This window comes from Paraburkholderia sp. JHI869 (assembly GCF_038900775.1).
Lineage (GTDB): Bacteria > Pseudomonadota > Gammaproteobacteria > Burkholderiales > Burkholderiaceae > Paraburkholderia.
Genome location: NZ_JAYMSC010000051.1, coordinates 1 through 26573, shown reverse-complemented (window position 1 = coordinate 26573; position 26573 = coordinate 1). Strand labels below are relative to the sequence as shown.

Annotated in this window: 19 protein-coding genes and 3 pseudogenes; 17 read left to right on the top strand and 5 right to left on the bottom strand. The window is 56.3% G+C overall.

Annotation, left to right across the window (positions count from 1 at the left end):
- Positions 1-160: 160 nt before the first annotated feature.
- The 17 genes from nodB (at position 161) to VSR72_RS41430 (ending at position 23066) form a co-directional block, all read left to right on the top strand.
- Positions 161-826, top strand: a complete 666-nt coding sequence (gene nodB, locus VSR72_RS41510) for a chitooligosaccharide deacetylase NodB (protein WP_342957989.1) — start codon at positions 161-163, stop codon at positions 824-826.
- 429 nt (positions 827-1255) lie between these two features.
- Complete coding sequence (gene nodC, locus VSR72_RS41505) at positions 1256-2491, top strand: chitooligosaccharide synthase NodC (RefSeq protein WP_342957988.1); 1236 nt, start codon at positions 1256-1258, stop codon at positions 2489-2491.
- Positions 2492-2555: 64 nt separating this feature from the next.
- Positions 2556-3470, top strand: coding sequence for a nodulation factor ABC transporter ATP-binding protein NodI (gene nodI, locus VSR72_RS41500; RefSeq protein ID WP_342957987.1), 915 nt, complete (start codon positions 2556-2558; stop codon positions 3468-3470).
- Between the two features lie 2 nt (positions 3471-3472).
- Positions 3473-4261 (top strand): ABC transporter permease, encoded by a 789-nt coding sequence (locus VSR72_RS41495; RefSeq protein ID WP_342957986.1) that lies wholly within the window; start codon positions 3473-3475, stop codon positions 4259-4261.
- 95 nt (positions 4262-4356) lie between these two features.
- A complete protein-coding gene (locus VSR72_RS41490; RefSeq protein ID WP_342957985.1) occupies positions 4357-5154 on the top strand; it encodes a sulfotransferase in 798 nt (265 codons plus the stop codon).
- Between the two features lie 164 nt (positions 5155-5318).
- Positions 5319-5909, top strand: a complete 591-nt coding sequence (locus VSR72_RS41485; protein WP_342957984.1) for a NodA family N-acyltransferase — start codon at positions 5319-5321, stop codon at positions 5907-5909.
- 85 nt (positions 5910-5994) lie between these two features.
- Positions 5995-6624 carry a nodulation methyltransferase NodS gene (gene nodS / locus VSR72_RS41480; protein WP_342957983.1) on the top strand — a complete coding sequence of 210 codons (630 nt, stop codon included), beginning with the start codon at positions 5995-5997 and terminating at the stop codon, positions 6622-6624.
- A 13-nt stretch (positions 6625-6637) separates the two neighbouring features.
- The gene (gene nodU, locus VSR72_RS41475) at positions 6638-8356 is read left to right on the top strand and encodes a nodulation protein NodU (protein WP_342957982.1); all 1719 of its coding nucleotides are present in this window, start codon (positions 6638-6640) and stop codon (positions 8354-8356) included.
- Between the two features lie 77 nt (positions 8357-8433).
- Positions 8434-9051, top strand: coding sequence for an adenylyl-sulfate kinase (cysC, locus tag VSR72_RS41470; protein ID WP_342957981.1), 618 nt, complete (start codon positions 8434-8436; stop codon positions 9049-9051).
- A 93-nt stretch (positions 9052-9144) separates the two neighbouring features.
- Positions 9145-10737, top strand: coding sequence for an efflux transporter outer membrane subunit (locus VSR72_RS41465; protein WP_342957980.1), 1593 nt, complete (start codon positions 9145-9147; stop codon positions 10735-10737).
- Positions 10738-10831: 94 nt separating this feature from the next.
- Entirely contained in the window at positions 10832-11983 is a 1152-nt protein-coding gene (locus tag VSR72_RS41460) for an efflux RND transporter periplasmic adaptor subunit (RefSeq protein ID WP_342957979.1), read from the top strand.
- An 11-nt stretch (positions 11984-11994) separates the two neighbouring features.
- Positions 11995-15039 carry an efflux RND transporter permease subunit gene (locus VSR72_RS41455; protein ID WP_342957978.1) on the top strand — a complete coding sequence of 1015 codons (3045 nt, stop codon included), beginning with the start codon at positions 11995-11997 and terminating at the stop codon, positions 15037-15039.
- A 665-nt stretch (positions 15040-15704) separates the two neighbouring features.
- Entirely contained in the window at positions 15705-17393 is a 1689-nt protein-coding gene (locus VSR72_RS41450) for an NAD(P)/FAD-dependent oxidoreductase (RefSeq protein ID WP_342957977.1), read from the top strand.
- 35 nt (positions 17394-17428) lie between these two features.
- Positions 17429-18769 (top strand): amidase family protein, encoded by a 1341-nt coding sequence (locus VSR72_RS41445; protein ID WP_342957976.1) that lies wholly within the window; start codon positions 17429-17431, stop codon positions 18767-18769.
- Between the two features lie 71 nt (positions 18770-18840).
- Positions 18841-20196 carry a carboxyl transferase domain-containing protein gene (locus VSR72_RS41440; protein ID WP_342957975.1) on the top strand — a complete coding sequence of 452 codons (1356 nt, stop codon included), beginning with the start codon at positions 18841-18843 and terminating at the stop codon, positions 20194-20196.
- 1126 nt (positions 20197-21322) lie between these two features.
- Complete coding sequence (locus VSR72_RS41435; RefSeq protein ID WP_342957974.1) at positions 21323-22180, top strand: sterol desaturase family protein; 858 nt, start codon at positions 21323-21325, stop codon at positions 22178-22180.
- Positions 22173-23066, top strand: coding sequence for a glycosyl hydrolase (locus tag VSR72_RS41430; protein WP_342957973.1), 894 nt, complete (start codon positions 22173-22175; stop codon positions 23064-23066). Before VSR72_RS41435 ends, VSR72_RS41430 begins: the two co-directional genes overlap by 8 nt.
- Here the strand turns inward: VSR72_RS41430 and VSR72_RS41425 are convergent.
- The 5 genes and pseudogenes from VSR72_RS41425 to VSR72_RS41405 form a co-directional block, all read right to left on the bottom strand.
- Entirely contained in the window at positions 23053-23946 is an 894-nt protein-coding gene (locus VSR72_RS41425; RefSeq protein ID WP_342957972.1) for a glycosyl hydrolase family 28 protein, read from the bottom strand. The two genes, VSR72_RS41430 and VSR72_RS41425, sit on opposite strands and share 14 nt — an antisense overlap.
- A gap of 34 nt (positions 23947-23980) precedes the next feature.
- Positions 23981-24798: pseudogene (locus tag VSR72_RS41420) on the bottom strand (IS5 family transposase).
- A gap of 222 nt (positions 24799-25020) precedes the next feature.
- Positions 25021-25536 carry an IS66 family insertion sequence element accessory protein TnpB gene (tnpB, locus tag VSR72_RS41415; protein ID WP_342957971.1) on the bottom strand — a complete coding sequence of 172 codons (516 nt, stop codon included), beginning with the start codon at positions 25534-25536 and terminating at the stop codon, positions 25021-25023.
- Positions 25537-25766: 230 nt separating this feature from the next.
- Positions 25767-26221: pseudogene (locus VSR72_RS41410) on the bottom strand (M20/M25/M40 family metallo-hydrolase); the annotation flags it as partial.
- A 38-nt stretch (positions 26222-26259) separates the two neighbouring features.
- A pseudogene (locus tag VSR72_RS41405) lies at positions 26260-26466 on the bottom strand (transposase domain-containing protein); the annotation flags it as partial.
- Positions 26467-26573 lie beyond the last annotated feature (107 nt).

The window sequence follows — 26573 nt, the reverse complement described above, 5'->3', positions numbered from 1 at the left end:
CACCTTGACATGCAAGTCATTAATATGAGCATTCCTGTCGTTCTACTGAACGACACTCGACATCAATTCCCAGATATTGATCTGCTACGCCGCATTTCGCGTTGCGATTGGGGATGGTTCCAGGGTAGACGGTGACTCATCAAAAGATGAGTGAAAGACCATGAGAAGACTCAGCGATTGTGAAATGCCCCAATTTATTGCAGAAGTGTTAAACGAGCGTAAACGTAACGCTGAGCGTAAGGTTTACCTTACCTTTGACGACGGACCACACCCGATATGGACGCCGAAAGTACTAGATCTGCTGGCGCGGCAAGAGGTACCGGCAACCTTCTGCGTACTCGGTGCCTACGCGGCTGAGCATCCGGAACTTATCCGGCGCATGGTTTCCGAAGGCCACGATGTCGCGAATCACAGTCTCTCCCATCGGGATTTGTCGAAATGTGAGCCAGATCAGATACGGCACGAGATAGCAGAAGCGAACGCGCTTATTCAGCGTGCTTGCCCAGCGGCAGCGGTGCGATATATGCGTGCGCCATATGGAAAATGGACGAACGACGTTATCGCCGAATCCATGAAATCGGGACTAATGCCACTCCACTGGTCGGTAGATCCACGAGACTGGTCCCGTCCGGGTGCCGAGGCGATTGTCGATTCCGTATTGGCATCAGTGCTGCCCGGCTCGATCGTACTGCTGCACGACGGGGCTCCTCCCGAAGAGTGCGACTTGCATGATTGCGATGCTTCGCGCGCGCAGACTGTCATTGCACTATCGCGCCTGATTCCGGGATTGAAGGAAAGGGGCTTCGTCATCGGTTCACTTCCGTAAGTTCAACAGAAAATCTCGCTTTACGAGTATCTCAGACCCCACGCTGGTCGACAAGTAGACGATATGCTCCACTAGAGACGTTTCACCAATAGCTTCAAGTATGCGCGTGATCCGCGCGCGGACGATCATGGATAGAACTAAGGAAATACTGACCCAGAAGCAGGCATTGGCTGATCTGACTTTCAGCCGACACCGATGGAAGCGTCTTGGACGACCTCGCTACCATGAAGTGCGTTACTGGAAATTTCTCTCGTACGCCATAACAGCGTCTTTCCTGCCCCATGAAGAAACGCCAACTCTACAGGCACGAGAATAATTGCCCCTCGAATCATGCATGAACCTGGATGGTATTACCGCGCCTGAGTCCCGCGCGATCGCTCACGGCAGGCCTGTACTGAGAATCCCAACGTCTCCTAGCACACTGACCCGATGAACATTCCTGCCGCAATCAACACGACATCTGTCCTATTATACGCGTCACTTTCGGCCATCTATAAAAGCGCGCAGGTTCTTCACACTCTACCGACTAGCGGCCCACCTGCGTGCATCAAGGTATTCGACATAGAGTATTTGCCAGACATCGACGTCATCGTCCCGTGCTTTAACGAAAACCCCGAAACGCTGCGGGCGTGTCTCGACTCGATCGGCGCCCAGGATTACGCGGGCGCCATCAAGGTTCATGTGGTCGATGACGGATCCGCCAACCGCGATGCGTTGAACGTGGTGTATCGGGAGCACGAGCATGATCCGCGATTCAAGGTCCTGCTTCTTCCACAGAATGTGGGAAAGCGTAAAGCGCAAATCGCCGCGATACGTTCTTCGACCTCAGAACTCATACTTAACGTAGACTCGGACACCACTCTGGCGCCGGACGCAGTAAAGAAACTCGTGCTGACAATGAGCGACCCATCGGTCGGTGCAGCCATGGGTCAATTGGTAGCCAGCAATCGCAGCGACACGTGGCTGACCCGCCTGATCGATATGGAATACTGGCTTGCGTGCAACGAGGAGCGCGCGGCGCAAGCGCGCTTTGGCGCTGTGATGTGCTGCTGCGGACCGTGTGCAATATACCGGCGCACAGCGCTTCTGCTGCTGCTGGACCAGTACGAAACGCAAATGTTCCGGGGCAAGCGCAGCGATTTCGGCGAAGACCGCCATCTGACAATTCTCATGCTCGCGGCGGGCTATCGAACGGAATACGTTCGAGATGCAGTCGCCGCGACCGTGGTTCCAGATAAGCTGCGACCATACCTGCGCCAGCAATTACGCTGGGCGCGCAGTACCTATCGCGACACGCTGCTCGCTCTTCGCCTTTTGCCTCGTCTTGACCGCTATCTAACTCTTGATGTGGTAGCGCAGAACATTGGCTCTCTGCTGCTCGCCATTTCAATGATCTCCGGCTTTCTGCAGATCGCGCTCACAGCCACTGCTCCTTGGCAGGCATGCGTCGTTATTGCTTCAATGACGATGGTCCGCTGCTCCGTTGCTGCCATTCGCGCTCGCGAGCTTCGATTTCTCGGATTTTCAGTGCACACACTCATAAATATTTTGCTCCTGCTTCCTGTAAAGGCATACGCTTTATGTACATTGGACAACAGTGACTGGCTTTCCCGCAATTCTGCCGTCCACGACAGCGACGAGCACCATGTTCCCAAAAGCGAGTAAGGCGTAGCCTCGCGCGCGCTACGGAATCTTCCTAAAACAGTGGTCTGTATACTTTTCTGGCTCCATGTCTAATGCAGCGATCACCTTCTCCAGTGTAAGGAAATCTTATGGCGGTAAGCTTGCCGTCGACGGATTGTCCTTCCGTGTAGAGCCCGGCGAGTGCTTCGGTCTGCTCGGGCCTAATGGTGCCGGCAAAAGCACTACCACGCGAATGGTGCTGGGTATGGCGCTGCCTGACGCAGGCGTGATTACCGTCCTCGGAGAACCGGTGCCAGCGCGGGCACGCCTGGCGCGCAGGCGCATTGGTGTCGTTCCGCAATTCGACAACTTGGAGCCAGGTTTTAGTGTGAGCGAGAACCTGAAGCTCTTCGGGCGCTACTTTGGGATGAGCACAGGCGAAATCGAGGCGGCGGTTCCATCCTTGCTGCAGTTCGCACGTCTCGAGGACAGGGCTCACGCACGCGTCACAGAGTTATCGGGTGGGATGAAGCGCCGCCTAACCATTGCACGCGCGCTCATCAACGATCCGCAACTTATTGTCATGGACGAACCGGCAACCGGGCTAGATCCGCATGCGCGCCACCTCATCTGGGATCGTTTGCGCTGTTTACTCGCACGCGGTAAAACAATTCTTCTCACTACTCATTTCATGGAAGAGGCAGAGCGATTGTGCGATCGGCTATGTGTAATCGACAGGGGACGCAGCATTGCTGAGGGTGCACCTGATGCATTAATCCAGGAGCAGATTGGAAGTCACGTTCTCGAGATATACGGCGGCAACCCACATGAACTCAAAGCGCTGCTGATGCCGTTTGCGCAGCGTACAGAGGTCAGCGGTGATGCACTGTTCTGCTACACGGCGGATCCACAACAGGTGTGCGCGCGACTGCGTGAGCGTAAAGGTCTGCGTATTGTGCAGCGTCCCGCGAACCTGGAGGACGTTTTTCTTCGGCTGACCGGACGAGAAATGAAGGATTGATAATGCGCGAAGTGTTTATGATTACCCTACCCGGCAACGCCTGGAACTGGCGCACAATATGGTGGCGCAATTATCTGGCGTGGAGAAAAGCGGCACTTATCTCCCTTCTCGGCAACCTGGCTGACCCGATGATGTACTTGTTCGGTCTCGGCTTCGGCGTCGGAATAATGATAGGTCATATCGATGGCACTCCTTACATTGCATTCCTGGCGGCTGGAATGGTTGCGACAAGCGCCATGACCTCAGCGACTTTCGAAACGATTTACGCTGCCTTCGCTCGCATGCAAGTTCAGCGCATGTGGGAAGCCGTGCTCTGCACCCAACTGACGATTGGCGATGTCATTCTTGGCGAATTGGCATGGGCCGCTACAAAAGCCCTTCTCGCGGGCTCCGCCGTGATGGTAGTTGCGGCGACGCTTGGTTATGCGGCGTTTTCGAGCATCGTATCTGTGATCCCTGTTGTTTTTCTAACTGGCCTCGCTTTCGCGAGCGTGGCAATGGTACTCGTTGCGATCGTGCCGAGTTATGACTATTTCGTTTTCTACCAGACGCTTGTGCTTACGCCCATGTTGTTCCTGAGTGGTGTCGTCTTCCCTGTGGGCCAACTGCCCGGCGCGCTTCAATACCTTGCACAGTTCCTGCCGCTTGCCCACTCCGTTGAATTGATCCGTCCGGCGATGCTTGCACGTCCGGTCGGCGGCATGGGGCTGCATCTGGGCGTGCTTTGTGTCTACACAATACTGCCGTTCTTCCTGTCTGCGACACTGGTCCGCCACCGGCTGATGTCTTGATGCCAACGGCGTTGCGCCTCAGCAGCAGTCTTGTGACAAGCGTCGGACTGGGGCTACATCCGAACCACCGCTTTCAACCTAATGAAATCCACGCCATGACCCACTTCATGCCGAAAACTCAGCCATTCGTGATTCTAGGGATGCCCAGAACCGGCACTCACTATCTGGAAGAACTGCTGAATGCTCATCCGAGCGTCTTGAGCAATGGCGAGTTGCTCAACACCTACGACACCAATTGGCCTGATACCAACCGGCTTAGGTGCAGCAATCTGGAACTTCTCGAACTTGCCTATCTTCGCTATCCGGTCCAAAAGGGAAAGGCGCACGCCACGCATATCGGTTGCAAGATCAATCAGCCGCAATTTCTGGAACGCCCCGGATTCTTTGAGGAATTGGCACGGTGGCCATGCCTGAAGGCGATGCTTGTAGTCCGCAGGAATACGCTGGAATCGCTGCGATCCCTGGTGCAAGCGAGACAAAGTGGTGAATGGCTGAAGTACGGTTCGGACAATGGATCAGCTCCGCCTCCTCAGGTCGCGTTGACCATTGAATTATGCGAAGCCTACTTCAAAGCTGCAGACGATTTTCATCGTCAAGTCGTCGACTCGTTCGCGCCAGAGAATCTGCTTTCAATAGACTATGAAAACCTCCTCGATGACCCCGCCGGATGCATGGAAGCGGTACAGACGTACCTTGAGACTTCCGTGCATCCCTGCTCTCACAGGACGGCTCTTCAAAGGCAGGAAGTACGGCCTCTGGAGCAAACCGTACTCAACTTCGACGAGTTGAAATGTCACTTCGGTGGCGGGAAGCATGAGAGATTTTTTGAAACAGCGAGGGATGGACTTTCCCGTGATGGCATGATCCATGTTCGCCCATGTTCATTTCCATAGAAGCAGCACCTAATCTATCCTTCAAACAAGTCTGCTATCTAAAGACTAATTTTACGATTTTGCGTTCCCTACTAGCGCAACATCCCCGAATGCGAGGCTTCTCCCTCCTGGGTAATCGAACGCCACGGGTTGCGCGTAAACGCAATTGAACAAGGTAACTTTCCATGTCCTCAAAGGTGCAGTGGAAACTGTGCTGGGAAAATGAACTCCAGCTTTCCGATCATCTCGAATTGGCCCAGTTTTTCCGGACGACGTATGGCCCAACCGGACCGTTCAATGCTAAGCCGTTCGATGGCGGTCGAAGTTGGGCCGGGGCGAGGCCCGAACTCCGTGCCATTGCCTACGATTCGCAGGGTGTGGCGGCGCACATGGGTTCGTTGCGCCGCTTCATCAAGGTTGGCGAAACCGATGTGCTGGTGGCGGAACTGGGTCTGTATGGAGTGCGGCCAGACCTAGAGGGGCTCGGAATTAGCCAATCCATTCGCGCGATGTATCCTGTATTGCAGGAGCTTCGCGTGCCATTCGCATTCGGCTCCGTCCGCCATGCTTTGAAGAACCACTTCACCAGGTTATGTCGACATGGAATGGGAACGATCATTCCGGGAGTTCGCGTCCGTTCAACGCTTCCCAACGTTCACCTCGATTTGCCGGCAACACGTGTTGAAGATGTACTGGCGGTGATTTTGCCAATTGATAGAGCTATGAGTGAGTGGCCGCACGGGACTGAAATCGAACGCAATGGCCCTGAGCTATGACTCGCCTGCTCTGCACCGGACATGCGATCAGCGGCTCGATTTGTCCTGCAACGAGGTTTGAACGCACACTCTCAGGTAAGCCAAATTGAAAACCGTAACGCATTTTGACTTGTTGCGACGGGAGTTGGACGCGGACGACCCGTGGCAACTGGACAGTAGTCCGTTCGAGCATGAGCGTCATATGCACATGCTTCGATTATCGCTCTCTAAAGGCCCCGTTGCCCATGCCCTTGAGGTTGGTTGTGCGGGGGGCGCGTTCACAGAAAAATTGGCGCCATACTGTGAGCGGCTCACCGTGATGGATGTGATGCCACAAGCGCTTGCGAGAACACGCAAGCGCTTGAATTCCCCGCCGAACGTGAACTGGATCGTTGCAGATGTCCAGCACTTTTCCAGCACAGAGCGATTCGAACTGATCGTAGTCGCCGAGGTTTTCTACTATCTCGCCGACATCGCCGAAGTGCGAGATGCTATCTGCAATCTGGCATGCGTACTCGCGCCTGACGGCCAGTTGATATTCGGTTCAGCACGTGACGCCAATTGTCGACGCTGGGGACATATTGCTGGTGCTGAAACGGTGCTGAAGATGCTAAACGAACGGTTCACCGAGATTGAGCGAGTCGAGTGCGTCGGCCAGTCGTCCAATGAGGATTGCCTGCTCGCACGCTTCCAGAACGCAGTGCATTTTTCCCATCAATCAGATTTCCCTCGCTAGGGTGAAAGATACCATGCTCATCTGTGGCCTCAAGCTGACACACGACGGAGCAATCGCCGTTGTCGAAGATGGAAAGCTCCTTTTTTGCATCGAACAGGAGAAGCGGGACAACAATCCGAGATATCACGATATACGGAACCTCGATGCAATTGAAACCGCATTAGCCGAGCACGGTCTACGGACAGACGACATCGACGAATTTGTGATCGACGGCTGGGACGGCGAAGTGACGTCGCAGTTTCAGGTGCTGAGCGGCCCCACCTCAATCGTCCTCGAGGGTGCCCCCTATACGGAACGAAAACCCGGCGATCTTCTGGCTTCGGTCGACGGCACTGGGCTGCTGATCGGCGGCAAGTCATATCGGTACAGGAGCTACCCTCACGTGTCCGGCCATGTCGCTGCCGCATACTGCACGAGTCCGTTCGCCCAACTTGGGCAACCCGCGTTATGCCTGGTGTGGGATGGCGGCATGGTGCCACGGTTGTACCATGTAGGACGCGACGACGTGCGGCTCATTGACCAGCTGTTCCCCATCATCGGTCAAATGTATGCGGCGGCCGGACATCATTTCGGGCCGTACGCAAAGGCGGCGGGTGCTGAGTGGGACCTGGGAGTGGCCGGCAAGCTAATGGCATACATCGCGCTGGGGTCAGTCGACGAAGACATCGTTGCTATATTTCGTCATCTTTACCTGGAACGCTTCGCAGGCGACACAGAACTCGCGCGAAACTATCGCCAAAATCTACACCTTCCGAGTACATCGCTCGCAGCGATACGCGATTTCTTCCACGCATGCGTGCCGGAGCTGCAGGCTAAGCCTCCCGAAGACGTACTCGCCTCTTTCCATACTTTCCTTGAACGCCTACTCGTCCGCGAAATGGAGAATGCCCTGCGGCGCCATTGTATTCCTGGGCCGCGCAACCTGTGCGTATCCGGCGGATGCGGACTCAATATCAAATGGAACAGTGCATTACGCACTAGTGGTTTGTTCGATGCTACCTGGATTCCGCCCTTTCCGAACGACAGCGGTTCGGCGATCGGTACCGCATGCTGCGCGATAGCCGCGAACGAGGGCTTCATGCCGTTAGAGTGGTCGGTATATAGCGGCCCCGCAATGAAAACGGGCATCCGAGTGCCCGGCTGGTCTGTGTCGCCTTGTTCCTTAGCTGAACTTGCACATATTCTCGCCGAAAATAGACCCGTCGTTTTTCTTGCCGGACGCGCCGAGCTGGGCCCACGAGCACTTGGGGCGAGAAGTATTCTCGCCGCTGCGACTTCGCCGAGCATGAAGGCTCTTCTCAACGATGTCAAGCATCGGGAATATTTCCGTCCTGTGGCACCCATATGTCTTGAAGACCGGGCGCCTGCTGTATTTCTCCCCGGCACTCCAGACCCCTACATGCTGTTCGATCATCAAACATGCGACGAATGGCGGGACAAGATACCTGCCGTCGTGCATCTCGACGGTTCTGCGCGATTGCAGACCATTGCAAGGTCATCCGAACACCCTGTTGCGCAGCTGCTAATCGAATATGAGAAGCTCACAGGCCTTCCCTTGCTGTGCAACACCAGCGCCAACCACTTGGGACGAGGCTTTTTTCCCGATGCTGCGTCGGCGTGTGAATGGGGACGTGTCGAACACGTTTGGTGCAATGGTCTTCTATTTACCAAGACATGCAGAAACGAGATTTTGGCGTCAGTCGATGAGTCGGTATCTTTTGGGCTCGCATGAATTTGGATCTTCACCGCAATGCCGCAACAAGTGAGCGCTAGCTCATACCCCGACTGGACCGATCTAAGTAGGCAAGTATGGCGAATGAGCCTTCCACTTCAGAGTTGTATGCGCACGGCTTCCGGGTTCCCCCGGAGGCAAGAGCACGCTTGCTTCGGCAAACGCCGGCCATTCTCTGGTTTACCGGCCTATCAGCCGCGGGAAAGTCGGCTATTGCTGACACCGTGGAGGCGCGTCTCCATACAGCTGGCCGACTCACCTACATTCTTGACGGCGACTCCGTCAGGCTAGGTCTATGCAAAGACCTTGGCTTTACCGATGCAGACCGTCACGAGAACGTACGGCGCGTCGCGGAGGTCGCAAAATTAATGGCCGACGCCGGCATCGTAGTTTTGGTATGCCTCATCTCGCCGTTCCGCCGCGATAGGGAACTCGCCCGCTCTACGGCGGGCCGCCGTAATTTCGCCGAAATCCATGTCCACGCGAGTTTAGCCGCGGCGGAGGCCCGTGACCCGAAAGGGTTGTATCGGCTGGCAAGGCGCGGCGCAATCCAGCGCTTCACCGGCATCGACTCCCCGTATGAGGAGCCGACGGATCCGGACGTCTTCATTGACACATGTTGCAAGTCCATCGACGAAGGTGCCGATATGGTCCTGAATTGGCTCCACAGTTCTGACCGTTGCCATCATTCGTGATTGCATACACGCTTCGCAGCAACACCGTTGAAACTGGGGGAGTTCTGCATCCGACAATTGAGAACACTCATCGCTCGCAAGCCAGGTAGATAGATGAATGACGAGGTCCATTGCAGCTCCGGTCGTGCACGTTTGCATCCGCAATCGTGCGCGGTAGCTTTTCACTGCACAACAGGCCGAGTTGTCACGCGTGCCGCAGTAATCGCTGTAGTGTTTCCACTGCTCGGCTCGCTGACCGGCTGCACGGTCGGCCCCGAATACCACACGCCAGCGCCGCCCGCGATTCAGCATTACACAGCAACGCCTTTACCTGATCGCACGGCTTCGTCGCAGGGCGAAGCGGGTCTCGAGCAGCGGTTTGCGGCCGGCGGCGACCTGCCCGCTCAATGGTGGACGCTCTATCACTGCGAGCCGCTCAACACGCTGATAAGCGAAGCACTTAAAAATAGCCCAACGATCGCAGCAGCCAGTTCCGCGCTACGCCAGGCCGCCGAGAATCTGAGCGCACAAGCAGGCAGCGCACTCTACCCCTCTGTCGATATCAAGCTCAACGCGATACGTGAGAAGCTGAACGGCGCGACGTTGGGGCAGCCCAACGTCAACAAAATACTGACTCTATACAACACATCAGTAAGTGTTTCGTATGATCTGGATCTGTCTGGTGGAGTTCGGCGCGAGCTCGAATCGCTGGGCGCGCAGGTCGATTTTGAGCGCTTTCAGCTGCAAGGCGCCTACCTAGCACTGTCGGCAAACATCGTCACGACTGCCGTCAAGGAAGCGTCGCTGCGTGAGCAGATCAGCGCGACCGAGAACATCGTAGCCGACGGGGAGACGCAGCTTGGCGTTTTGCGCAAGCAATTCGAGTTCGGCGGTGTGGACCGGATTGCCGTGCTCTCGCAAGAGACGTTAGTCGCGCAAACACGGGCGACGCTACCGCTGCTGCGGCAGTCGCTCGATCGGACTCGACACCAGCTTGCGGTGCTTTCGGGCAGATTACCGAGCGAAACAGGTGTGTCCGAATTCACGATGTCGATGTTCACGCTACCGCAGACCTTGCCGGTCAGTCTGCCTTCCTCGCTGGTCCGGCAGCGGCCGGATATTTTGGCCGCTGATGCCGTGCTGCACCAGGCGAGCGCCGAGGTCGGCGTCGCCACGGCAAACCTCTATCCACAACTCATGCTCTCCGCGAATTACGGCCCGCAGTCTTTAACGCCGGCTGGCATGCTGAAGTATGCCGACATGATCTGGAACATTGGCGCGGGACTCACCCAACCAATATTTCATGGTGGGCAGTTGACCGCAAAAAAAAGGGCGGCGGAAGCCGCCTTTGACGAGGCCAACGCGCGATATCGGCAAGTCGTGCTGCTCGCATTCGAAGATGTGGCGGACACGTTGCGCGCACTCGATCACGACGCGGCTGCTCTTGCCGCCCAAACCGACGTCTGGCGCTCGGCTAGCAGTTCACTGGACGTGGCGCGCGGACAGTTTCGAGTCGGCGGAGTCAGCTATCTGTCGCTGCTCGACGCACAGCGCCAATATCAGCAGGCCGTCGTGAATCTCGCGCAGGCGCAAGCAGCTCGCTATGCAGATACAGCTGCTTTATTCCAGGCACTGGGTGGCGGTTGGTGGAATGACACGGCGTATGACGAGAAGGGGCATGCCAACGCCGGCCCCCGCTCCCAGTGACTGCTCATGACGATTGCTGCGCGCCGCATACGTTTCACGGGTAGCGCGCCAAAGACGCCTGTGCGTCGTGAGTTTGCCGTGCAAGGACACTACGATGACGATGAAAAGATCAACTGGAAAACGGATGACCATTATGCTGATCTGCGTGGGCAGTCTGCTCGGCACGCTGATCGGCTTCAATCTTTACAAAGCGCATATGATTAAAAAGTTCATGATGCGCGATGGCATGGCCGCCGCCACGGTCACGTCAGCTGTGGTCAGCTATCAGACTTGGCAGCCACAGTTTTCCGCCACGGGCAGCCTGCGCGCGGTGCGCGGCGTCGACGTGACGACAGAAGTCGCAGGCCTCGTGCGCGAGCTCGAATTCAGTTCCGGTGAGGAGGTGAAAGCCGGACAGGTTCTCCTGCACCTCAACGACGACTCTGATCGCGCACAGCTCGCATCGCTACAAGCTGCCGCGGACCTTTCGCAAACGGTTTACACGCGCGACAAGGCACAGTATGACATCCAGGCCATCTCAAAAGCCCAATTGGATGCCGACACAGCCGAACTGAAGAGCAAACGGGCGCAAGTCGAACAGCAAGCTGCCCTCGTCGCGAAGAAAACCATTCGCGCACCTTTCGCAGGACGCGTGGGGATCACCACCGTTAATCCCGGCCAGTACATCAACCCGGGTGACGCAATTGTTACCCTGCAAGTCGTCGATCCCATTTACGTCGACTTTCACCTACCCCAGGAGCAACTGGGGCAACTCGAGGCCGGACAGCACGTCACCGTAAATACAAGCACATTTGCGAACCTTAGCTTCGGTGGCCAAGTCCGCGCGATAAATCCGCGCGTGGACAGCACGACCCGCAACGTTCAGATCGAAGCGGTCCTGGACAACCACGAGCGCAAGCTGTTGCCGGGCATGTACGCGAATGTGAAGATCGATGTGGGTAGCGAGCAGCGCTATCTGACCTTGCCTCAAACCGCGATCGCGCACAATGCGTACGGTGCAACGGTATTCGTCATTAGACCGAGCGAGCACAAAACCGCGCACGGTAAAACGATGCCGGTGGCGCAACAGGTATTCGTGACGCCGGGACTCACGCGCGGCGATCAGGTGGCAATCCTGAGGGGTCTCGACGAAGGCGCGCAGGTCGTCACGAGCGGTCAGCTCAAGCTACAGAACGGCACACCGCTCATCATCAATAATCGTGTGCTGCCTGCGGACAGTCCTGCTCCGACGCCTCAGGAGCAGTGAGAGGCCTCCCGATGAAATTCACCGACATTTTTCTCAACCGGCCGGTCCTCGCGTCGGTACTGAGCGTGCTGATCCTCGTACTAGGCTTGCGTTCGCTCTCCACGCTGAAGGTCAGTGAATATCCTCAAACCCAGACGGGCGTAGTCACGCTTACCACTTCCTATTACGGTGCGAACGCCGACACAATGGCTGGGTTTATCACGCAGCCGCTGGAAGCCGCCATCGCCCAGGTGCGGGGCATTGACTACATGTCGTCGAAAAGCAGCACGGGCGTGTCGACGATCAACGCGACGCTACGCATGAATTATGATCCGAACCGCGCACTCACCGAGATCAATACACAGATAGCGTCAGTGCGTAACCAGTTGCCGCGCGAGGCCCAGCAGCCGGTGCTGACGATGCAGGCGGGTCAGACCACCGACGCGATGTATATGGGCTTCTACAGCGACGTGCTGCCGCCCAACAATGTCACCGACTATCTGCTGCGCGTCGTGAAGCCGAAGCTCGACTCCGTTCAGGGCGTGCAGACCGCGGAAGTACTGGGCGGTCGCCAGTTCGCATTGCGCGCATGGCTCGATTCAACCAAGCTCGCAGCGCATAATGTCACTGCTTCTGATGTCTACACAGCACTCGGAAACAATAACTACCTCTCGACACTCGGCACAACAAAAGGCCAGATGACCAGCGTCAGTCTAAACGCGCGTACCGACGTCCATTCGGTGGAGGACTTTCAGAAACTGGCTGTCAAACAAAAGAACGGAGTGATAGTGCGTCTCGAGGACGTTGCCAATGTCGTGCTAGGCGCGGACAATTACGATTCCAGCGTCGCATTTGGTGGCACGCGTTCTGTGTTTATCGGAATTAAGGTAGCGCCTGACGCAAACGAGCTCGATGTGGCCAGACGCGTTAAAGCCGTGTTTCCCGATCTGCAGAAGCAGTTCCCGACGGGGATGGCTGGTGACATCGTCTACGACGCGACAGACTTCATCAACAGCGCGATTGATGAAGTAGTGAAGACGCTCGTCGAGGCGTTGCTGATTGTCACGGCCGTTATCTTCCTCTTCTTCGGTCGTTTGCGCGCCGTCATCGTACCCGTGGTCGCGATGCCGCTTTCGCTGATTGGCACGTTCTTCATGATGCAGTTGCTCGGTTACTCGATCAATCTGTTGACGTTACTCGCGATGGTGCTCGCGATTGGGCTGGTGGTCGACGATGCGATCATCGTCGTCGAGAACGTCGACCGCCACATGAATGAAGGAAAGTCTCCCATGGAAGCCGCGCTAACCGCCGCGCGCGAGCTTGGCGGCCCGATTCTGGCAATGACCGCCGTGCTGATCGCCGCATATCTGCCTATCGGCTTTCAGGGCGGCCTGACAGGCACCCTTTTCACTGAATTTGCGTTCACCGTTGCGAGCGCCGTCGCGGTGTCAGGCGTGATTGCGCTAACCCTGTCGCCGATGATGTGCTCGCGCATTTTCCAGAACGTGCACGAATCCGGGCGTTTCGCCGTTTTCGTCAATCGACAGCTGGATCGTGTGCATGCCGGCTATGCGCGGCTCTTGCATGCGGCTCTCGACACATCTTCCGTGTTCGTCGTCATGGGAGTTATGCTGCTTTGCGGAACCGTGTATCTCTTTTCGACGTCTCAGGCAGAGCTTGCGCCGCAGGAGGACCAAGGCATCGTCCTATCGCTGATCCAGGGGCCGCCGAATGCCACAGTCCAGCAAATGCAGACATACGTCGATCAGGTATTAGAAATCTCGAAGCGCTTGCCCGAGTATGCCCAGATGTTTCAGCTAACTGGTCTGCCAACATTGAATCAGGGCTTCGGCGGCGTGCTCTTCAAGACTTGGGACAAGCGGAAAAGAGGCGCAACCGATCTACAACAGGAGCTCCAGCAGAGGTGGAATGGCATTGCTGGTGCTCGCGTCGCCGCGTTCCAGCTCCCGCCTTTGCCGGGCGCACAGGGTTTCCCCGTGCAATTCGTGATCAGCACGACAGAGCCCTTCGAGAATCTCGACGAGGTGACGAAAGCCGTACTCCAGAAAGCGCGTGCAAGTGGCATGTTTCTCTTTGTCGATAGCGATCTAAGGATCGACAAGCCAGAAACGGTCGTCATAGTTGACCGCGACAAGATCGCGTCACTCGGCCTCACGCAAAGCGATGTAGGACAGGCGCTAGGCGCTGCACTCGGCGGTAACTACGCAAACTACTTCTCGATCGCGGGCCGCTCCTACAAGGTGATTCCGCAAGTCCAGCAAATAGATCGACTGAATCCGTCACAGGTACTCGACTATTACTTGCGCACGCCGGACGGCAGCATGATTCCGGCGTCGACGGTTGCGCATCTGAAGCAAGCGGTCGTCCCCGAATCGATCAATCGGTTCCAGCAACTCAATGCGGCAACGATCTCCGCTGTGATCTCACCTAGCGTCTCCCAGGGCGAAGTTCTCGACTTCCTTCGTAAGTCCACGACCGACGCAGCTCCGGCAGGTTACAGCACCGACTACGCAGGGCTATCGCGCCAGTTCAAGCAAGAGTCCGGTAACTTCCTGGTCACGCTCATGTTCGCGGCGATTATCGTGTTCCTTGCGCTTTCAGCGCAATTCGAAAGCTTCCGCGATGCCCTGGTCATTTTGGTGTCCGTCCCGATGGCGCTCTTCGGTGCTCTCGTCTTCATCAATGCCGGCTTTTCGACGCTCAACATCTATACGCAGGTTGGACTTGTCACGCTCATGGGGCTCGTCAGCAAACATGCGATTCTTGTCGTGCAGTTCGCGAACCAGCTTCAGCGCGTGGGCCGGGGCAAGCGAGAAGCCTTGGAGGAAGCGGCAGGTGCACGCTTGCGCCCGATCCTCATGACGACGGTCGCCATGGTGCTCGGCGTACTGCCCTTAGTCGTCGCCTCGGGCGCGGGCGCAGCAGGCCGCAACGCAATGGGCCTGGTGATCTTCACCGGACTATCGATTGGCACCGCGTTCACACTGTTCGTGGTACCGGCGATGTATATGTTGCTGGGTGCAAATCACCAAGGGACGCCAAAAGACCAGTCATGACCTGGTTGTCCATCTGTGCAGTAGCGATGTCTTCGTCTAATCAAAACACGCACTCCCCGGCACCCGTGCGTCAGCATGAATGCAGCGTAAGGACGAGCGATGCGCTGCTTGGCTTTGGATTTCGCCGAGCACGCCTAACCCACCCTCCTGCAGTTACGGAAGCCAACGCTGGAAGGTCCACCGGTCGTGCTCGTCGAGCGCTATTGAGCTCACAGGCAATGAGCTGGTCAAGAGGACGATAAAGCGTCAAACGCTTGCAATGGCACCTGGATCAAGGTGCTGGCGTCGTGACCCTACGCAAACGCGCGGACGTGACGAGGTTTCTGACTCGATGAAAAGACCATCGTTGTCAGCGCCCTTAAGGTTGACCCAGAGCACATCGTCGGACCTCAGGTATAGCATCTCCATTTTCACACTATCGGCACAACTATCCATAGCCCGCGTCAGATTGCTACAGACATCAATTTTACTTGATTGATTTCGCTACAGCAGATTGCTATCGTCGAATGCATAGACATTCCGGCGCGGCATTTTCTACTGACGAGCAACACGTTATCGGCAACGTAATATAGGATCTCGACCCGTTCCATCGAGATTCGTGCGTCACATCCTGCCATCATCATCGTCTTTCGCGTCGATGCATTGCCATCACAGGAGAGGAATTCATGGAAAACTGCGTCGCATCTTCAAAAGTACCCTCGCCGACCGTCGATCTATTGTATGACTATGCTCCGTTTTTGGACCGAGGCGCAACTGTAGGGGCTATCGGAACTCTCTCCTCGAATATCGCAAGTCCACGCGTTGCTATTGTGGGGGCTGGCATCAGCGGCCTTCTGGCGGCGAACGAACTGATGCGAGCAGGTGTATGCGACGTCACTGTGTTTGAAGCTCGCGATCGCATTGGCGGCAGGTTGTGGTCACAGGCGTTTGATTCAGAGCATCCACATCTCATCGCCGAAATGGGCGCGATGCGGTTTCCTCCAAGTGCGACCGGTCTTTTTCATTACCTTGACCGGTACGATATTCCCGCCACAGCAACGTTCCCCGATCCTGGAGTCGTTGATACAGAACTGCATTATCGCGGCGTGCGCCATATCTGGCCGGCCGGAAATCCACCGCCGCCTCTATTCAGGCGAGTACACGAAGGCTGGAGAGCTCTTTTGCAGGATGGATGCGTGATCAATGGCACAGCTCTCGTCGCGCCAGCCGAAATTACTGCCATGTTGAAATCGCAGCGCTTTAACGAAGCACGCGCCGCGTGGCAAACATGGCTGGATTTATTTCGCGACAGCTCGTTCTATGCCGCCATCGTCACCATTTTCACGGGTCCATGCCCGCCTGGAGGTACTGTTTGGGAAAGGCCGTACGACTTCGAACTGTTTGGGTCTCTTGGGATTGGTTCGGGTGGCTTTCTCCCTGTCTATCAGGCCGGATTCACCGAAATTTTGCGTCTCGTCATTAACGGGTACATGGACGATCAGCGCCTCATCTCGTGCGGAATTTCAACATTGGCTGAACGCATTGCAGGCGAGAATATTTACGGAAACACCGTCTCCGAACGAGTTCGCTTCAGCGGCGTCGGTCGCATCTACAAAGAAGGTGCAGAGATCAAGCTCGTGACCGACGATAACGAAATTTCGACCTTTGACCGAGTGATCGTCACCAGCAACAACAGGGCGATGCAGATGGTTCATTGCTTGACAGATGATGAAACGTTTCTCAGCCGCGACGTATCCAGAGCAGTCAGAGAAACTCATCTGACCGGATCGTCAAAACTCTTCATGCTCACCCGAGACAAGTTCTGGATAAACAAGAAACTGCCCGTAACCATCCAGTCTGACAGCTTCGCACGTGGCGTATACTGCCTTGATTACGAACCTCACAACCCAGATGGTCGGGGTGTGGTTTTGCTCAGCTACACTTGGGAGGACGACGCTCACAAGTTGCTGAGTGTTTCAGACAAAAAAGAGCGGTGCGAGTGCTTCGTCGACGACCTGTCAACCTTCCATCCAGAACTTGCCCGTCACCTCGTCCCTGCAGATAAGGACTATGAACGCTGCGTCCTCCATCATGACTGGCTGACCGACCCGTATTCGTCAGGCGCCTTCAAGCTCAACTACCCAGGCGAGGACGTCTATTCGCAGCGTCTCTTTTTTCAATTCCAGACGGCAAACGATCCAGCAAGCGATACAGGACTCTACTTGGCAGGATGCGGCTGTTCTTTCACCGGTGGGTGGGTTGAGGGAGCCGTGCAGACAGCGATCAACAGCGCATGCGCCGTTATACGTAGCATCGGGGGTGATCTTTTGCCTGGCAACCCTCTTGACGATATACGCAGTGCCTACAGCTACTAATAGCCTACTCCCCGATCTCTCACTTGCATAATTTCATGCATTTTCACAGCACTCTTGAATCACTTTGCGACGTCATAAGGTCTGGAGCAGTTACAGCGGAAGAGATCCGGGATCGCGCACTCAACGCCGACGCTAACCTGACACATCTAAACTGTTTCATACGTGCTCGCAGCCCGGAGGCGCACTTCGCGAGAGCGAGGGACAATCTGAGAGGCGCGCCACTCTACGGCATTCCTTTTTCTACAAAAGACAATATCTGCGTCAAGGGACTCCCTGTAACCGCCGGGACACCGGGCATGGAAGATTGTATAGCCACACGCGACGCACTTGTGGTCAGAAAGCTCAAATCCCTCGGTGCCGTCGTCGCCGGCAAGAACAACATGCATGAACTGAGCTTTGGAATCACGTCCGTCAATCCCCATTGGGGAACCGTGGGCAATCCGGCGGCTCCGGGCCATTTGGCCGGCGGAAGCAGCGGCGGCTGCGCCGCAGCTGTGGCAGCCGGTATTGTCCCGATGGCGATCGGAACCGACACTGGCGGCTCGGTGAGGATACCCGCGGCCTTTTGCGGCATAGTGGGTTTCAGACCAACAAGTGGCCGGTGGTCTTCATCCGGGATCATTCCGGTTTCACGCACGAAGGATTCACCGGGCCTCCTGACGCGGACGGCAAAAGACGCATTGTTTCTATACGACTTGCTGAGCTCCGATAGCCAAATCCCGTCAAAACAAACAAATACTCGCTGTCGAATCGGTCTTCCAAGCTCCATGTGGAACAACTTGGATGATGATGTTCGGAAGCATTCTTGGCAGGCGACCAGGCGTCTCACTCGCGCAGGCTTTCAGTGCGTCGACGTCGATGACGCAGTTGTTTCAGAATTAAATAAGTTCGGTACTTTTACTATTCCAGTTTACGAATTTTTTACGGACTTTCCGCGCGCACTGCTCTCGTTTGGATGGGGAAGCAGGGTTAATGCTGTGTTCGACAACATCCATGACAAGTGCGTGAGGAGCATCATTCATCAACACCTTGACGGAAGTCTGATTTCCGCGAAAGACTATTCCGCCGCAGTGGAGAACATTAACGACTTGCGGCTACGAATGAATGCGCTGATCAACGCCCAAGGGATCGATTTTCTAGCTTATCCCACTGTCCCGCGCAGCACTCCTCACGTTAGCGATGCACAGCGTCCGGGGCTGTTCGCAGAAGTGATACGCAACACCGACCTCGCCAGCAATGTCGCAATGCCCTCCATTACCTTGCCTGTGGCGCCGAACGACGCATTACCCGTGGGATTGAGCCTTGATGCCGCACGTGGCCAAGACCGCCGGCTCCTTCTGATGGCAGCCGCTGTGGAAGAGATTCTTGCTACGTAGCGTACGCGATTTTCAGCCGCGCTAGCGCTGGACTTCCAAACACTCACGCACTGCTCGGAGGTAAACAGTTCATGCAGATTTCGTTGCAAAGAGTTGACATGCTTTTTGACGCGGGCAGCTTTGTGGAACATGATCCAAGAGCGGACGCCCACTTCCTCTGCGGCGAGGGACTAATCAATTCGGTCAAGTCGTTTCTGGTCATGAATCGTGGACAAGACTGTATGTTCAAGGGAACCGGACAATGGCGTACCGCCGAGCAAATCATAAGCACAGTGACTCAGGCCCGGGACCAGCGGGCTCCGTTGATCTACATTCAGGACCATCCGGGAGAGGTTGGCAGTTTCGATACAACGAAGGTAATTTCATCGGATATGTCGAGATTGCTTTTGTCTCCGGCAGGTATGGGCAGGGTCAGCGCGTCGCTCGCAGAGTTAGCAGAAGCCAATCTGCTGATCTCAGCAATACTAGGACCGACGTCAGGCCCGTTGGCTCTTCCGATCATGCTCGCCGATCTGGTGTTGATGACTGAGAAAGGGGCTCTATGTATGGGCCGTCCGGATATGGTGAAGGCGATGCTGGCTGAGCAGTCGGATCTGTATTCGCTTGGCGGAACAGACGTTCACTGCCGGGGCTCGGGGTCAGTTCAACTCGCGTTCAAAGATGAACGCCGTTTGTTTGAATGCGTAAGAGATTTTCTATGCTGCCTCGTCAAAGACACAGCGCCGACCGCGCTTGAATATGAAGAACCCGACGCAGTCGATTTTGAAAATCTGATTCCGTCCAATCATGGCACCCCCTACGACATGCATCATTTGCTGCTTTCTTTTGTGGACAAAGGCAGTTTCACTGAAACAAACGCCGAATACGCACGAGAAGCATTGACGGGCTATGCGCGCATTAAGGGACATTTCGCGGCAATCGTGGCAAACAACCCGCGATTCAACAGCGGTGCCATCCACCGGAAATCCGCGGCCAAGATGGCAAAAATTATAAACATTGCTGCAAAGACCAGCATGCCAATCATCTTCCTTGCCGACATTCCCGGGTTCATGATAGGCAGGGAAGCTGAAAATAGCGGCATATTTTTGGCAGCAGCGGAGTTGTTCAGAGCACATGTCAGATGCCACGTACCTAAGCTACTCCTTGTCGTCCGAAAAGCCTACACCGGCGGTGTGTATGCGATGAGTGGTCCTGGATTCGATCCAATAGCCGTGCTGGCGTATCCGCAGGCACACATCGGCGTTTTTAGCCCGGACACGATGAGCAAAGTGATGTCTGGTGCTGAAGGCGCTATTAAAGACACGATGCGGAAGCTATCTGACGAGATCCGGAATCCTAATCTTTTAAAGGCTGATGGACTGATTACTGACGTAATAGAAGTGGAAGAGACTAGACAACAGGTTGTCAGATATCTGTTTCCGACGTGACACGGTCCGTTCCTCACGGAAGATTTGAGCGTACGGTCGCGCGCAATGGCGCCTCGAAGAGGACCGTTCTGCACCATCAAAAGCCCTCAGAAAGTTTTCGTAAAATCGAGGCATCTGACGATGCGCAATCAGCCAGACCTGATCGCTTACGAGCACATAGAACCAGACTACCGCCGCAGAATTTGGAAGAAGGTCGCAGAAACTCAGGCGCTCATGTCAAGTTCCGCGCCTGCGCCTGACTGCCCTCGCGACGTTCCACGTGCGTTGCCATGTCCGAGTTCCTGCATCGTGTCGGTAATTTGCGCGCATGCCCCCCCTGTTTCACCCCCTCGTCTGTCGGGGACAACGTGGCGAATACCGTCGCGCGTGCCAGCGAAATTTCTATCAGCCGCTAATCGTCTGCATTGTCAGTCCGGCACCGGGATTTCGGACATTTCCGCCCCGAGTACACCACGTCGCTGGACCATACGGGCCCCCTTCAACAAGCGACCGTTGGTTCTTCCGCACCTGGCCATCCGCTCAATTATGATGTAGGACGATATCGGTGCGTCAGCCAGGAAAATCAAATCGTTGAATGCCAGCTGTGGTTTCTCGCGTCTCCTAGTGGCCAGATGTCCCTGAGAGACGGACTCGCCGCTGTGGGTTTCCTGCCGCGCCAACCCCACTGTGACGGCATAGGAAGGACGGTCGACCGCGATGAGGTTGCCGTCGTGTCCGCAGAAGATCAGGGTCGTTGAACAGTGTGGCGATCAACTCCTGCGACAAGTCAGTTGTGGCTGAATGACGCCAGTACCTACGACGGAGACGAAAACGGCATTTAGAATCCGGATTCTTCCTATCCAAACAATTTATTTTCGCAATGGCGCGAAGGGATGCATACTAAAACCTACCGTGCAATCGTCACGGTTATAGTTTGAAGTGCTACGGTACTGATGTTGCTTAATCTGCTAGGTCCAACCCACGCACTACCGCCCTCACATCGAATGGCATGCCGAGTCGGCATTTATAGGACGCGCCGGACCAAATAGTTTCGGACCGGTGAGCCGACAGCTGTAAGGCGGCTGGCTGACGATTACCGCTTTAACCTAGGCTCGCGCATAGAGCGACGATTCGCCGGAGCAAATGAATGCAAGTTGTCGATATTGATCAGGTGGCCCGGTTCTTCGTGAACTCATTTGGGCTCGTGATGGTCTTCGCTAACGTCTGCGTCGTACTCGAGCTGATCTTCCCGGCCTACCGCTACAGTTTTGCGTCATACATTCGGGGCGTGCGGAACTGGATAATCCGCATTGGTTGTGGTGCATTAATCTGGCACCTTTACGCGATGGGGCTGCAATGGTTAGGAGTGAAACCACTCCTGACAGTCGATCTTGGGGCGTTGCTCCATTCCGGCAACACGATTGTCGGCGTGTTTATGGCGGTTCTTTCTGGCGTTCTGGTTGCAATTGCCGGCGACTTCTTTTACTACTGGATGCACCGCGCACAACACGCAATGCCGTTCCTGTGGCGCTTGCATGCGACTCATCACTCGATCCGCGAGCTGACCGCGTGGAACTGCAATCATCACATTTCCGAACCGATTGTTTACGCGGTGTTTGTAGCACTGCCACTCGCGCTAATCCACTTCAAGTCCGGTGTCGTGCCCGCGATTGCCATGGCGCTAATTAGTTTTCAGGCACATCTTTCTCACTCTAGCACGCGCGTGAATCTCGGGCCGCTCCGATACATCATCGGCGATAACCAGTTTCACCGCATTCATCACTCAATGGAGTCGCGTCACCGGCACCAAAACTATGGGTTCTTCACCACCATCTGGGACACGGTTTTTCGCACGGCATACTGGCCGGATAAAGACGAATGGCCGGAAGTGGGTCTTCGCAACCAACCGGAACCGCATACGGTTCGCGACTACGTTCTGTTCCCGTTTGACCAACGCCGCTGGTTCCGACCGGCAGTCAAAAGTGGCAATAGGATGAATGAATGACAGTTCCGCAATGTTACTGCTCATATCGCCGCTAAAAGCCAAGGCCGCTAAAAGCCAAGAGAGACCAATCTCAACTGACATCATCCACCGTATAGGAGGCAGCAACCTTATGCAGCGAATGCCATTCCTCGCCGGCTGTGCCGCCACAGCTTTGATGGTTTGCAGTGCAGAAGCACAGGCCGAGGGCTGGTCTGCAACTTCGCCCGAAACCTCGTCCTGCTATCCGGCCGATCTCCTTTTTGCTTCTAGCTCCTACGGTAGCTATACCTTCAACAATGACGTTTGGGCGCCCTGCCAAGGTGTCGCCGCAGGCAAGCAGACGATCTGGGCCAAGAGCAACCTTGACTGGGGCGTCTCTTCAAATCAACCCGACACCGCCCGCATCAAGTCCTATCCGCACATCGGATATGCGGTCAACAAGCCACTCAGTTCGCTTAACTCGCTGACCGCTGTCGTCTCAGCGACCACGCCTTCCGGCGGCGCTTGGGAATCGACCTTCGATATCTGGGCCGGAAACAAGGCGCACGAAATCATGGTCTGGCTCAACTATACCGGATTGCCTGATGGCTGCGGCAACGTCAAACCGATTTCCGCGAACTGGACGTTCTCAGGCTGTGCGATCCCAATTCAGAAAGATGTCCCGCTGTCGGGTGGTACCTGGAATGTCTACGTGGGCAGCAACGGCAGTAACACGGTCTATTCGTTTCTTCGCACAACAAAGACCGACCACACCACGCTCGACGTGCTGGCGTTCATGAATTACCTCAAGTCGCGGAATTATTTCGATGACGTCGTGCTCGGCGAGGTTCAGTACGGCTTCGAGATCACGTCGTCGCCTAGTGGTCTGTCTTTCGCGTCCAAAAACTTCGCCGTCACCACCGAGTGATGTCGGCGCCTCCTGTCCTCGCGTAAGCGTACCGGTCGCCGCTTTGCGCGGTAGCATTGAGGCTGACGTTGGCCAGCCACGCGTTGACCGGGGCGCTCGAATTGCGCCCGTCGATCTTTGCGTAGGCGCCCGGCAGCGACTGGGGCGCATACGCGCCGTTCACGACGCGGTACGACAGCGACCGCCTGCCGCCTGCCGTGCAGGTGTGGTAGTTGGTGTCCAAGACGATCAGGTGCTTTACTTCGAACATGCAGGTATTGAGGTAGCTGACCTGGCTCACCGTCAGCGCGCACGGCTCGGTCTTCACATTGATGCCGTTGGCGTCGGTCGACAACGTCCCGTTCAGATCGTTCCCGTACACGTAGTTGTTCTGAAACAGGATGTTCGACACGGTGTTCTTGTCGATACCGCCCACGGAAAGGCCATGCGTGCCATGCAGCCGGGTATTGGCAATGGTGACGTTCGCGACGTTGCCGGAGTTGGCCCTGATCGCGATCCCGTCGTCGCCGGCCTCAATGTCGGAGTTGATCACCGATGCGTTGGTGAGACTATCGATATCGATCCCGTCGGAGTTCTTGCGCGTCGCGGGCGTATGGATGGACACGCCCCTGGCGTTGAAACCGTTGCCGCCTTCCACGTACAGATTCGAATGCGCGGCCTGCACCAGCCTCGCCGTTCCGGAGATGATGTCGCCGCGCCCGTCGATGGTTCCCGGTCCCATCAGCGATGCATTGGTGCCCGAGAATTGCAGCAGGTTAATATTGCCCGCATAGTTGTTGCCGTTCAGCGCCGCGCCCGAGCTGATCTCGAGGCCAGCGTCATTGATCGTCAGCCTACCCGTGTAGAACACATCGTTGGAACCCGATGGCGCAAGCACCACGATTTGGCCAGTTCCCGCGCACTTAGAGACGGTTTCATAAAGACTGCTGAACGCGCTGAAGCGTGTTCCAGCAGATCAAGCAACAGCCGAGTTTGAGGAACGCCTCATGAATGTCGGCGCGACGTTCGAAGCGAATACGTAGACGGCGGAAATTATGCAGCCAGGCATGTGTACGTTCGACGACCCATCGGACTTTTCCGAGGCCACTGCCATGCGGCTGGCCGCGCCGCGCAATGCTGGTGGGAATGCTCCGCTCGTGAAGAGCGCGTCGGTATTTGTCGTGGTCGTAACCCCGGTCGGCGTAGACGCAACCAGGACGGCTCAAAGGCCGCCCGCGCCTGCCGCCGATCGGCACAATGGCCTCGATCAACGGAACGAGTTGGGTGACGTCGTTACGATTGGCGCCAGTCAGGATTGCCGCGATCGGCGTTCCGTTGGCGTCGGTGGCGACGTGGTGCTTGGATCCAGGTCGCGCTCGATCGGTGGGGTTCGGGCCAGTTTTTCGCCCGCCCCAACCGCGCGAATCGACGACGAATTCACAATCACGCGCGAGAAGTCGATCTTGTCCGCCGCTCGCAACTTCGCCAGAAGCACTGCGTGCAATCGATCCCATACGCCGGCTTGCTGCCAATCGCGTAACCTGCGCTAGCAACTGACGCCGGAGCCGCATCCCATCTCCGCTGGCAAATCCCGCCACCGGATACCGGTCTTCAGCACGAACAAGATGCCGGTCAGCGCAGCCCGATCTGGAACCGGCTTGCGGCCCGGATACTTGAAGCGGCGTGGCTTCGCTGGTGGTAGGAGTGGCTCGATCAGTGCCCACAGTTCGTTATCGATGATTGGTTTGCCCATCTCCTCGATCCTGTTGTCACGACGATCGAGGTTAACAGGTTGCGTTACGGGTTAACAGCCCCTGCGAAGCCTTTTTGAAACCGTTTCTTATTCAGTGTATCCTGCAGGCGGCTCGTGTCGTCGGTAATTGGAGGTGACGAGTATTCCGAACTTGAGGAATTCGCGTAGAGCATCTCACAGACGCCGAGATGCCCGGTTCGCTGACCGACCGGCTATCGACGGTCACAAGCGATTGCGCGCAGGCGGACGACCAACCCTGCGAGCGCCGCGATAGATGCGGAACTCGTCGATCGCCCCGTTGAAGGGCCGCCGCGAACTGCGAACGTTCGATCCAGTTCTGCGCGCTCGTGCCGAGACGCCAAGGCGCCACCACCACGCCCGTCGTCTGACCCGTCTGGCTGCCGTTGACGTACAGGGTGAAACCAACGTCTGCCAAGGCAGTCCGGTCACCATCGCACGCAACTGCTCGGGATTGAGCGCAGTCGCGATCGTCTGCTCACCGTTCGTCCAGACGAACCGGCCCTTGTTCAGGCGACGCGCGGCCAGCCAGATTCCGAACCCGTTATAGACGAGCACCTTCATGCGCGTCGAGTGCCTGTTGGCGAACAGGTAGGCATGATGGGGACGCGCTGCGCCGAATACCTTTACCACGCGCGCCAGAATCGTATTTGTGCCAGCGCGCATATCCAGCGGTTCGGTCGCCAGCCAGATCGCGTCGATGCGGATCACCGCAGCCATCCCTGCAACCACACCGCACAATCGCTGGCCGCAGATAACGGCCAACGTACCGTCACCGTTGCCGCGCAGACGCCTTCGCGTCCCGCCGCTGTTACCGCCTGCTCGGATTCCAAAGATCCCTTTGAGAACACTACCTTGCGCCGAATGTCATGCGTTGCGCACGGCCTGGACCTCAAATCTCTCAGTAGTTGATCGTCTGATATGGGCTCGGTAGCAGTCCTGCTGCCCTCTTACACCGGCAGCGTAAGATACGCAATTTCCGCGAAGTATCTCGCTCCAGCGAGCAGAATGTCGTCGTTGAAGTCGTACGTCGCGTTATGGAGCGGCACTCCCCCGCGTCGTTGGCCACACCGTTCCCGATGAATACGAAGTCGCCCGGCACGACCTGTAGAAATGCGCCGAAGTCTTCCGAAATCATCATCGGTTGCACGTTCGCGTCGACATTTTGTTCGCCCGCCACACGTGTGGCCGCTGCAACGGCGACTTCGACGTACCGCGGAGTATTCACCGTGTGCGCGAATTCATGGGTGTACTCGAATTCGCAATCCACTCCGTGCATTCGACAGAGCCTCTCGCAGACCTCACGCATACGCGTCTCCAGCAGTTGCTGAACTTCCGGCGCATAGCTGCGTGTGTCGCCTTTGATGGTGACATTCAACGGAAACAAATGCCTGCCGAGCGTAAGCGTGGCACCAGCGACGTCTTGACTGGAGATCGTGATCTTCAGGCTGCCGTGCGGAGCTGAGCTGCAACGACCCACGGTGTGAGTTCGTCGATGCGGTTGATGGCATGGTCTGCGATGCGCGCGAGCACGTAGCGCAGATACGCTTCAGGATCGAGGCCGTTGAGTTTTGCGGTGCCAACGAGGCTGTAGATCGCAGCCGCACGTTCGCCACCGGAGTCTGCGCCGGCGAACAGATAGTTGCGGCGACAATGCACATATTTGCATTGAAGACGTTATGCGTAGCCGAGGATTATGTTCAGTCCATCTTTGGAGAAGAACGCGATACAAATCGCCAGGCCGATGGACAGCGATT

What these genes read in the sequence shown, in the direction of transcription:
- VSR72_RS41460 (WP_342957979.1), top strand. Translation starts at nt 10,832, where the DNA reads ATGACGATGAAAAGATCAACTGGAAAACGGATGACCATTATGCTGATC.
- VSR72_RS41495 (WP_342957986.1), top strand. Translation starts at nt 3,473, where the DNA reads ATGCGCGAAGTGTTTATGATTACCCTACCCGGCAACGCCTGGAACTGG.
- tnpB (WP_342957971.1), bottom strand. Translation starts at nt 25,536, where the DNA reads ATGGCTGCGGTGATCCGCATCGACGCGATCTGGCTGGCGACCGAACCG.
- VSR72_RS41485 (WP_342957984.1), top strand. Translation starts at nt 5,319, where the DNA reads ATGTCCTCAAAGGTGCAGTGGAAACTGTGCTGGGAAAATGAACTCCAG.
- VSR72_RS41465 (WP_342957980.1), top strand. Translation starts at nt 9,145, where the DNA reads ATGAATGACGAGGTCCATTGCAGCTCCGGTCGTGCACGTTTGCATCCG.
- VSR72_RS41455 (WP_342957978.1), top strand. Translation starts at nt 11,995, where the DNA reads ATGAAATTCACCGACATTTTTCTCAACCGGCCGGTCCTCGCGTCGGTA.
- VSR72_RS41430 (WP_342957973.1), top strand. Translation starts at nt 22,173, where the DNA reads ATGAATGACAGTTCCGCAATGTTACTGCTCATATCGCCGCTAAAAGCC.
- VSR72_RS41445 (WP_342957976.1), top strand. Translation starts at nt 17,429, where the DNA reads ATGCATTTTCACAGCACTCTTGAATCACTTTGCGACGTCATAAGGTCT.
- VSR72_RS41435 (WP_342957974.1), top strand. Translation starts at nt 21,323, where the DNA reads ATGCAAGTTGTCGATATTGATCAGGTGGCCCGGTTCTTCGTGAACTCA.
- nodC (WP_342957988.1), top strand. Translation starts at nt 1,256, where the DNA reads ATGAACATTCCTGCCGCAATCAACACGACATCTGTCCTATTATACGCG.
- VSR72_RS41450 (WP_342957977.1), top strand. Translation starts at nt 15,705, where the DNA reads ATGGAAAACTGCGTCGCATCTTCAAAAGTACCCTCGCCGACCGTCGAT.
- VSR72_RS41440 (WP_342957975.1), top strand. Translation starts at nt 18,841, where the DNA reads ATGCAGATTTCGTTGCAAAGAGTTGACATGCTTTTTGACGCGGGCAGC.
- cysC (WP_342957981.1), top strand. Translation starts at nt 8,434, where the DNA reads ATGGCGAATGAGCCTTCCACTTCAGAGTTGTATGCGCACGGCTTCCGG.
- nodU (WP_342957982.1), top strand. Translation starts at nt 6,638, where the DNA reads ATGCTCATCTGTGGCCTCAAGCTGACACACGACGGAGCAATCGCCGTT.
- VSR72_RS41490 (WP_342957985.1), top strand. Translation starts at nt 4,357, where the DNA reads ATGACCCACTTCATGCCGAAAACTCAGCCATTCGTGATTCTAGGGATG.
- nodI (WP_342957987.1), top strand. Translation starts at nt 2,556, where the DNA reads ATGTCTAATGCAGCGATCACCTTCTCCAGTGTAAGGAAATCTTATGGC.
- nodB (WP_342957989.1), top strand. Translation starts at nt 161, where the DNA reads ATGAGAAGACTCAGCGATTGTGAAATGCCCCAATTTATTGCAGAAGTG.